This window comes from Bacillus sp. JJ1609 (assembly GCF_036967045.1).
Lineage (GTDB): Bacteria > Bacillota > Bacilli > Bacillales > Cytobacillaceae > Mesobacillus.
The window spans coordinates 37,097-45,698 of record NZ_JBALSS010000025.1 but is presented as its reverse complement, the minus strand read 5'-3'; the positions used below and the strand labels follow the sequence as shown (position 1 = coordinate 45,698).

Annotated in this window: 9 protein-coding genes and 1 pseudogene; 4 read left to right on the top strand and 6 right to left on the bottom strand. The window is 40.9% G+C overall.

The features are described from left to right. Positions 1-192: 192 nt before the first annotated feature. From yugI to V7654_RS17990, 3 genes are all read right to left on the bottom strand, one after another. Positions 193-588 carry a S1 domain-containing post-transcriptional regulator GSP13 gene (gene yugI, locus V7654_RS18000; RefSeq protein WP_207502143.1) on the bottom strand — a complete coding sequence of 132 codons (396 nt, stop codon included), beginning with the start codon at positions 586-588 and terminating at the stop codon, positions 193-195. 128 nt (positions 589-716) lie between these two features. Next, positions 717-2,417, bottom strand: coding sequence for a hypothetical protein (locus V7654_RS17995; protein WP_335432088.1), 1,701 nt, complete (start codon positions 2,415-2,417; stop codon positions 717-719). Next, the gene (locus V7654_RS17990; protein ID WP_335432086.1) at positions 2,410-2,967 is read right to left on the bottom strand and encodes an RNA polymerase sigma factor; all 558 of its coding nucleotides are present in this window, start codon (positions 2,965-2,967) and stop codon (positions 2,410-2,412) included. The genes V7654_RS17995 and V7654_RS17990 overlap by 8 nt, the downstream gene beginning before the upstream one ends. A 272-nt stretch (positions 2,968-3,239) precedes the next feature. On the opposite strand from V7654_RS17990, the pseudogene V7654_RS17985 reads away from it, so the two are divergent. The 3 genes and pseudogenes from V7654_RS17985 (at position 3,240) to V7654_RS17975 (ending at position 6,102) form a co-directional block, all read left to right on the top strand. Beyond that, a pseudogene (locus V7654_RS17985) lies at positions 3,240-4,590 on the top strand (sodium-dependent transporter). An 89-nt stretch (positions 4,591-4,679) separates the two neighbouring features. Next, entirely contained in the window at positions 4,680-4,928 is a 249-nt protein-coding gene (locus V7654_RS17980; protein ID WP_335432084.1) for a helix-turn-helix domain-containing protein, read from the top strand. A 310-nt stretch (positions 4,929-5,238) separates the two neighbouring features. Further along, on the top strand, positions 5,239-6,102 hold the full coding sequence (locus V7654_RS17975) for an alpha/beta fold hydrolase (protein ID WP_335432082.1): 864 nt from the start codon (positions 5,239-5,241) through the stop codon (positions 6,100-6,102). 19 nt (positions 6,103-6,121) lie between these two features. Here V7654_RS17975 and V7654_RS17970 read toward each other — a convergent pair whose 3' ends face one another. Beyond that, complete coding sequence (locus tag V7654_RS17970) at positions 6,122-6,382, bottom strand: DUF1871 family protein (RefSeq protein WP_335432080.1); 261 nt, start codon at positions 6,380-6,382, stop codon at positions 6,122-6,124. An 85-nt stretch (positions 6,383-6,467) separates the two neighbouring features. Here V7654_RS17970 and V7654_RS17965 point away from each other — a divergent pair, with 85 nt between their 5' ends. Beyond that, positions 6,468-7,637, top strand: coding sequence for a MalY/PatB family protein (locus V7654_RS17965; protein ID WP_335432078.1), 1,170 nt, complete (start codon positions 6,468-6,470; stop codon positions 7,635-7,637). 66 nt (positions 7,638-7,703) lie between these two features. Here the strand turns inward: V7654_RS17965 and V7654_RS17960 are convergent, their stop codons facing one another. Beyond that, positions 7,704-8,153, bottom strand: a complete 450-nt coding sequence (locus V7654_RS17960) for a hypothetical protein (protein ID WP_335432076.1) — start codon at positions 8,151-8,153, stop codon at positions 7,704-7,706. A 213-nt stretch (positions 8,154-8,366) separates the two neighbouring features. Next, the gene (locus V7654_RS17955; protein ID WP_335432074.1) at positions 8,367-8,579 is read right to left on the bottom strand and encodes a hypothetical protein; all 213 of its coding nucleotides are present in this window, start codon (positions 8,577-8,579) and stop codon (positions 8,367-8,369) included. Positions 8,580-8,602: the final 23 nt, after the last annotated feature.

Genomic DNA, 8,602 nt, shown 5'->3' with positions numbered 1-8,602 from the left:
TGTTCCAATGACCCTTATTGGAACATCCGATGCCACGGTTTATCTGCCTCCATTGTTCCAATGACCCTTATTGGAACATCCGGTGCCCCGGTTTCTCTCCCTCCATTGTTCCGAACTTGTATTTTAATTTCTATAACGAATCTAACGCCATAAAAAAAAACCGGACTTAATTGTCCGGTTTTTCAAAAGCTATTACTTTTTAGCCATGTCTGACTGGTCGATCCACTCTTGAAGCTTATCCTTCAAAGTGTTGAAGCCTTGTGCTGAATCATCCTGGTATTGAACTACAGCAGCTGGACGCTTAGCGCGTGGCTTCTTTGGTGCACGTTGAACTTGCTCAGGAGCTTCTTCAGTTGCACGGATAGATAATCCAATTTTTCCAGCAGCTTCATCAATTGACAAAACTTTCACTTTCACTTCGTCGCCAACTGTAAGGTGCTCGTTGATATCCTTAACATAACCATGTGTGATTTCTGAAATGTGCACTAGTCCTTGTGTATTTTCATCTAATGCAACGAAAGCGCCATATGGCTGGATTCCTGTAACTTTTCCTGTTAAAACACTGCCTACTTCAATTTTCTCTGACATCGAAACACTCCTAAATTTTGTTGTATTTTATCCTATTAATACGCAATAAAAAATTATATCATATTTTATAGTTTTTATCAAAAGGAAAAATATAATTCTTATTTAGGCGTTTCCAAATTTTTGTCAGACTACTGCAGCGGCATATACCTGACTTTCCAGATTCCATCTTCCTGAACCATTTGAAATACTGGAGCATCTGAACGTTCCTTGAAATGTAATTTGATACCGGTAATCTGGTCAGGATTTTCTTCAGAAAAATAGAGCGACGCATGGTCATATCCATTCAACATTTCGCTCAGGTCCAATCCCGCAGCCTGCTGTTGGTTTATATACTGCTCTTCAGACGGCATGGCATCATTCTTACTATATAATGCATACTTCGCAGCAAAATCCTTTTCCTTGTCGGCATGGAAGTAAAGCTGCATGATTTCGAACGGACCATAATTCCTGAGGATATTGTCATCCTTTTTTGCGGCAAATTCCTTGTAGGTTTCCTGCAGGTCATTTGTTAACGGCAAGATACTCTGAGTGAACATGATTTCAGATTTATCAGGGGTCCGAATGTTCAAGTATTTGGGATAGATCACAGCTCTCATGGAAAAATCGGCAGGCTTTATGAAATTATTTTTTTCAAGTTGTTCATAGAAAATTTTCATGGCCGCTCCTGTATCAGTGGTTGGAAAAGTTTCCATTACATATCTATATCCTTTTTTAACGTTTTCTTTCAATACATTTTGCTCATTGAATAGCGGTTTTTTTGGATGGCCCACTACAAAAAGGCCATATAGTGATTGAGCATCATTCCTCATCCATTGTTCAACCGTTCGATCCTGGACTACTTTAATACTTTTCTCAAATTTCACCAAAAGCTGACCCAAATCCTTATATGACACTACGTTTCCTTGCAGGTCCTGTATGCGGTTGCTGCTAAGCTCGAGATAATAGATAAAATCCGGATTCCCTTCTGGCTTCAGCCTTTCAGCAATACTGTCAAAATCAACATAGATTTCAATCTTTCCATCCGCTTCCCTGAAAACATATCCATTTTGGACGACACCTTCAGCAAGCTTTTTCAATCCTCGTGTTGAGATTCCTTCACCGCCAGAATTCAACTTTTCAACAACCTCTGCCGTGCTTCCCTGTTCCAATGCTTTATTGATTTCCCATTCATATAGAACAAAGGATTGCCTATAGGCCATCAAGTAGGAATCGAGCTGCACTAGAAGATGGTATTCATCTTCCCTTTCATAGCGATGATCATCGACTCCGTGTGACAGCTTTTCAATGATTTCTGACGGCATGGTGAAAGCTTCATTGATTTCTCTCTTAATTTGCGCTGTGACCTGCTTGAATTCATCTCGATCATAGGCTTTTGGGTTTTCAAGCATTTCAGTTTCGAGCTGGGTTATATTCACGAGGATATTTTGGTAAAATAGATCTTCATAGCCTGCTCCAAAACCCAATTTTTCTTTGGTGTAGGTCTGCCTTTCCGTGTAATAAGCTTGCAAAGCTGTTATTTTTCCCTTCACTTCTGATTCTGTCAGCTCACTTTTCGTTTCGTTGTTGTCGCCTGATGTCTGATGAACTCCTGGTTTTTCCGAAGTAGATATACCAATATCATCGATATACTGCATCATTAAAACACCAGCAATCATTCCTACTCCGATAAAACTTGCTGCATATGGCAGGTGAAACCACTTATTCTGAATTTTTCTCTTTTGGTCTTTTTTAATGGCTGCAAGGATTTCCGAACGGTTTTCCTCTTCCGGCATGTCGCTATATGCTTTTCTCAAGCTATCGAGACGCTTCTCCAATAATTGATCATCCATGGTTTTCACCCTCTCTCTTTTCAGCTAACGCGAGCAGCTTTTTCAAATGTTCCTTGCCTCTTAAAAGACGGGTTTTTACATTTGAAAGCGATATGCCTGTAATTTCCGCGATTTCGTCATAGCTTTTATCATGAAAATAAAACAGGACAATCGGAATCCGATATTTCTCATCAAGTTTTTGAATGCATTCATGCAAGGTTCTGTCTTCCTCAAAACGGAGGATGCTTTCTTCAGCGGTTTTCCCATTGAAGGTACGCTCTTTTCCGAATTTCAGCACCTTTTTAATCTGTCTTTTTTTATTGCGGGAAAAATCCCTTGTTACATTTAAAGTGATTTTATAAAGCCAGGTCGTGAACTTCGCCTGTGAAAATTGATCCAGGAAGCGAAAAACCCTGACAAACACTTCCTGTGTAATATCATCTATGTCGTCATAATTGTTTCCAAGCTGGAAGGCAAAGCGCTTGACGGTGGGAGTATAAACATCGATCAGCTCCGCAAAAGCCTGCATGTTTCTGTTCCGTGCCCGAAATACTAATTCCTCTTCATTCATTTGGATCCCCCAAACTGATTTCTCTCTTTTTCTTATCATAATATTGAGCTGTCTCAGCAAGAAACAATCTTAGCGAAACAACTTTACCTATAAAACGCCGGGTTTCCATTTTTGTTTCAAAAAAATAGTAAAAACCTAAATGAATGGGTAAAAACCTGAAAATACTATGATTTTAACTGTATAAATAGTAACATGGAAAAATAATTTTCTGTTTTGTCAGAAAACCTAAATTGAATTTCTTTTTTTATATGATTTTTAAAAGGAGTTTTTTTATGGACAAGCATGAACAATGGACCTCTAAGCTTGGTTTTATCCTTGCGGCTGCTGGGTCGGCAATAGGCCTCGGGGCAATCTGGAAGTTTCCTTATATGGCGGGTACAAACGGGGGCGGCATTTTTCTGATCCTTTTCCTGCTCATGACTATATTTATCGGAGCACCGATTTTATTGGCTGAATTCATCATTGGCCGGAACACTCAGAAAGACGCGGTTATGTCTTATAAACATCTCGCTCCCAAAAGCGCATGGCCGCTGCTTGGCTACGGCGGTGTCATCGCATCCTTCATCATCCTTTCATTCTATAGTGTTGTTGGGGGATGGATCCTTTCTTACCTTGGACGAAGCTTGACTGGATCATTATCCGGCCTGACTCAGGCTGAATATGGTTCCACCTTCGAAAAAATCATTGCTAATCCTGTTGAGGCAGTGACCGTGCAATTCCTTTTCATACTGCTTACCATCTGGGTTGTGCAGGGCGCAGGGCGGTGTTCAGCAGGGGATTGAAAAGGCCAGCAAATATATGATGCCGGCGCTATTTATCATTTTCATAGTCCTGGTGATTCGTTCACTCACGCTCGAAGGAGCAATGGAGGGTGTTGAGTTCTTTTTGAAGCCTGATTGGTCTGCAGTCACTGCTGAAACCGTGCTGCTGGCACTAGGCCAGTCCTTTTTCTCCTTAAGTGTCGGCCTTTCTGTGATGGTCACCTACGCTTCGTATTTATCTAGAGGTGAAAGCCTGACGAAATCTGCATTCTCTGTCGTTGGCTTGAACATTTTCATCTCGCTGCTCGCTGGACTGGTCATTTTCCCTGCAGTATTTGCACTTGGATTTGAACCAGAGGCTGGTCCTGGATTAGTATTCGTTGTCTTGCCGGCTGTATTTGAGCAAATTGCATTCGGTGGACTATTTTTAACGATCTTTTTAGTCTTGCTTCTGTTTGCTACATTGACATCCGCCTTTTCCATTTTAGAAATCATCGTTGCCGTTCTTTCGAGGGGCAATGTGGAGAAGAGGAAGAAATTTGCCTGGATCGCAGGGATGCTGGTATTTGCTGCAGGAATACCCAATGCCCTTTCCTTTGGCGTTTTATCAGACGTGAAATTTTTCCGAATGACCTTCTTTGATCTAGCTGATTTCATTACGAGCAATATCGGCTTGCCGCTTGGCGCATTTTTCATTGCGATTTTCGCAGGTTATGTGCTTCCGCGGAAATTGGTAAGGCAGGAGCTTGAAACAGGAGCGGGAAAAAATCGGTTGATATTTAACATTTGGTATATCGCAATCCGCTACATCGTTCCTGTTGGTATTGGCATTGTCTTTTTACAGTCTATAGGCATATTGTAAAGTTAAGAAAAAGTTCACATTGCAGACGAAAAATTCAACCTTTTTCTGATAAACTTATAATAAGAGATATTTTCTGGAGGTGAGGATCGATGAATACGATTGGCCAGAATATCAAAAATTGCCGCATGCGAAAAGGGATGTCCCAAGAGGAGCTTGCTTTAAAATCACGGGTTGGCGCGCAGACAATCGAACGATACGAAAATGGTGAGCAAATACCTAATTTGCAGACAGTTTTAAAGATCTCGACTGTACTGGATGTCCCGGCTTCCGAGCTGATGGGGCAGCAAATCTACGTTACCGCTCCATCAGAAGCTGATCCAACAACAAGCAGTATGTAAAAGTGGCTATCTTCTAAAATTAATGAACTCTACGGATTAAGGAGCAGAAATTCTCGCTCCTTATTTTTTTATATTAAGTTACAGAAATAAATAAAATTTTACATGTATATCATTCTGCCAAACTGGTTATCCTTATCGTATAAGGCTTTCTAGTATTCCCCCCTTTTTTGATGGACTTCCATAATTGGAAGTCCATCTTTTTTTTGTTTTCTGTCTTTTTTCAAGTTATGAGTGTGAACTTTGAATTCACGGGGAAAATAAATGGCATACCTTACATATTCCGTAAATAATGTCAGGAGTGAAAGCCGCAATGGAAGATGTTACGTTCGCCAGGAATAAAACCATTAACGGAATCGATTTGTATTACGAACATTATGTACACCCGGCATCCGATGAAACACTCGTGCTGCTCCATGGTTTTCTTTCCTCTACTTTCAGCTTCAGGCATTTGATTCCGCTGCTAAAAGAGGATTATAACGTCATTTCCGTTGATCTCCCACCATTCGGGAAAAGCGGCAAAGTTTCCAGTTATAAATATTCGTACCATAACATGGCTACAACCGTCGTAGATTTAATGAATTCACTTGGAATCAGGGAGTTTAATGTAGTCGGCCATTCAATGGGCGGTCAAATTGCTTTAAACATTCTTTTGCTCTATCCGGAGTATGCAAAAAAGGGAATATTGCTTTGCAGTTCAGGCTATTTGAAAAGAGCGAAGCTTCCCCTTGTCCTGACAAGCTATATTCCTTATTTTCACCTTTATGTAAAATTCCATCTCGCGAAGTCTGGTGTGAAACAAAACCTGAAAAATGTTGTGTATGACCATTCCATGATTAATGATGAAATGCTCTACGGCTACTTGTCCCCTTTTTTAGAAGATGACATTTTCAAAGCATTGACGATGATGATTAGGCATCGGGAGGGCGACTTGACTTCTGAGGAGCTAAAAAAAATCGATGCACCTTGCCTGATGATCTGGGGTGAACACGATAAGGTTGTCCCTGTCAGTGTCGGAAGAAAATTAAAGAAGGATTTAAAGAATTCCAAATTGGTGATTTTGAAGGAAACAGGCCATCTCGTACCGGAAGAACGGCCGGAGGATGTCCACAGGCTGATCAATCAATTTATTGACGCAGAGGAAAGAGTCGAAGCTACAGCAAACGGCAGCCGTTGATGGCTGCCGTTTCCTGAGTTTACAATGAGCACACATCCTCATTTTTAATTGAAAGCAAAGTGTTAGCGATTAAACGGCATTCCTGGTATGGCAATAGCTGTTCAAAGGAAAATTCGAAAACAGACTGAATTCTCTTTGCAACTTTATCAGCATCGTCAAAATCGTGGACCGCCTGGAGGATATCCGCAATTTCCGGATCAAATTCCCCTTCCCCAACGTTAAAAGGATCCCATTTATTCAAAACATCTATTAATTTATAGCTAAGTTCTCTAGATTCCAATTCAATCACCTGATTTATTTTTAAAAGTATTTTATCATAAACGTAGAGATAGATAAATTATTCAGGAAAAGGCGGTGCGTACATAGTGGAGAAGATTGATTTTGACAAAGTGGTTGATCGCAGCAGGTCTAGTTCAGTGAAATGGGATTCAACTGAAAATGTGTTTGGAACGGCGGATGTGCTGCCGATGTGGGTCGCCGATATGGACTTCCAGCCTCCCAAGGCAGTTTGTGACGCTCTTAAAGACAGGATTGACCATGGGGTTTTCGGATATACCTTTGTACCTTTTACGGTTACTGAAGCCCTTCAGCTTTGGTTGAAAAATCGCCATGGCTGGGAGATTGAAAAATCATCGGTTCTATATAGCGAGGGTGTCGTGCCTTCCATCAGTACAGCGATTCGAGCTTTCACTGAAAAAGGCGACAAGGTCTTGGTTCATTCTCCTGTATATACACCCTTTTTCAATATGGTAAAAAATAATGACAGGACGCTTGTCACTTCAAACTTAATTTATGAAAATAACTGCTATGAATTGGATTTCGAGGATTTTGAAGCAAAGTTGAAAGATGGAGTTAAATTGTTCATTCTGTGCAATCCCCATAATCCTGGCGGCAGGGTCTGGACAAGGCTTGAGCTCGAAAAACTCGGCGACTTATGCGTAAAGCATGAGTGTCTGATCGTTTCAGATGAAATCCATTCCGATCTTGTTTTCAAGCCGAATGTCCATACACCAATCGCTTCGCTAAAAGAAGAGTTCATGAATATTACAGCAACTTTTGTCGCACCGAGCAAAACATTTAACTTGGCAGGACTTCAAGCTTCAGCAGCCATTATCCAGAATAAGGAACTAAAAACCAAATTCAAGGAAATCCAGCAGCAGCAAGGATTTTTCACCTTGAATGCGTTTGCCGTTGCAGGAATGGAAGCCGCCTATCGCGGTGGAGAGGAATGGCTTGACCAGCTGCTGGACTATTTGCACGAGAATATGGAGATTGCTACGGAGTTTATGAAAGAAAATCTGCCAGCGCTTAAACCTATGCAGGCAGATGCTACCTACCTGCTGTGGATTGACTGCAGAGAGCTTGGTTTAAGTGATGATGAAATAAAAGAGAAACTGCTCTACAAAGGGAAACTCGCACTTGAGCCAGGAACGAAATACGGAGAAGGCGGAGAAGGCTTCGTCAGGATGAACCTGGCATGCCCGCGCGAAACCTTGCTCGAAGGTCTCGGAAGATTGAAAACAGCGTTTAGCTAAGACAAGTGATCACAAGAAATAAAGAAGGAGCCGGACCTGTTAGGTCTTGGCTCCTTCTTTATGCATTTAGGCACTTATCTCAAGTGCTTCATAATATGGCTGAAGTGAATAATGTATGATTGTGTCCATGAATGGATGAAGTGTTTGAGGGATTAGCATTCTTGCGTAGTCCCATGCATTATTTTCGATATTCAAGGCTATGCCTGTTCTCGTGTATTCATTGTTACATTCATCCATCTGCTCAATTAAATCAGCCAGCTGACTGTCCTCTGCATGGCCAATTTCATGGGCAAAGACAACAGCGAGGTAATCCTCGAAATGATCTAATGAAGAAAAGATTTGCAAGCACTGGGCCTTGATCTCTTCTATGTATAAAGTGATGGTATGACTATCAAAATTATATTTTCCGCCCGCAAACCGGTCTCCTGGAAAATATGATTCAAGTTCAACCTTAACACTGCTTCCCGATTGGATAAGAATTTGATCGACAATACTAGTTATCTGTAACTCCTTCAATTTAAACCCCTACTCATTTCAAGATATAAATTTTATTATAAACCTTTCCTAAAATAATGAAAACATGACTTTTACCCCGTTTTTAAAACGATTAAACCAGCTCACTTAAAAGCGAATTTCCCATCACAGTTTAACGCGTCACAGCACTGGGGGTCTGACCCCCAGTGCTGTGACGCGTTAAATCACTTTCAAAAAAAGAACAGCTGAGTATAATCAGCTGTTCTTCTTTTGTTCTTCTATTTGCTTCATGACGGTCTGCTCATATTCCTTTGCTTTCTGTGCTTCTTTTTTGGAAATCTTAATGATAAACCTCATTGTCAGGATCGCTCCGATCAGGAAAACGAATGAGGTAATAGCTGCGGGAATATATTCAGTTTTATCCTCTGGAAAATATAAAAACAATGAGATGACAAACCAGTGATTCATTCTCAACTTCCTTTCTTACTCGG

What these genes read in the sequence shown, in the direction of transcription:
- yugI (WP_207502143.1), bottom strand. Translation starts at nt 588, where the DNA reads ATGTCAGAGAAAATTGAAGTAGGCAGTGTTTTAACAGGAAAAGTTACA.
- V7654_RS17990 (WP_335432086.1), bottom strand. Translation starts at nt 2,967, where the DNA reads ATGAATGAAGAGGAATTAGTATTTCGGGCACGGAACAGAAACATGCAG.
- V7654_RS17955 (WP_335432074.1), bottom strand. Translation starts at nt 8,579, where the DNA reads ATGAATCACTGGTTTGTCATCTCATTGTTTTTATATTTTCCAGAGGAT.
- V7654_RS17980 (WP_335432084.1), top strand. Translation starts at nt 4,680, where the DNA reads ATGAATACGATTGGCCAGAATATCAAAAATTGCCGCATGCGAAAAGGG.
- V7654_RS17995 (WP_335432088.1), bottom strand. Translation starts at nt 2,417, where the DNA reads ATGGATGATCAATTATTGGAGAAGCGTCTCGATAGCTTGAGAAAAGCA.
- V7654_RS17975 (WP_335432082.1), top strand. Translation starts at nt 5,239, where the DNA reads ATGGAAGATGTTACGTTCGCCAGGAATAAAACCATTAACGGAATCGAT.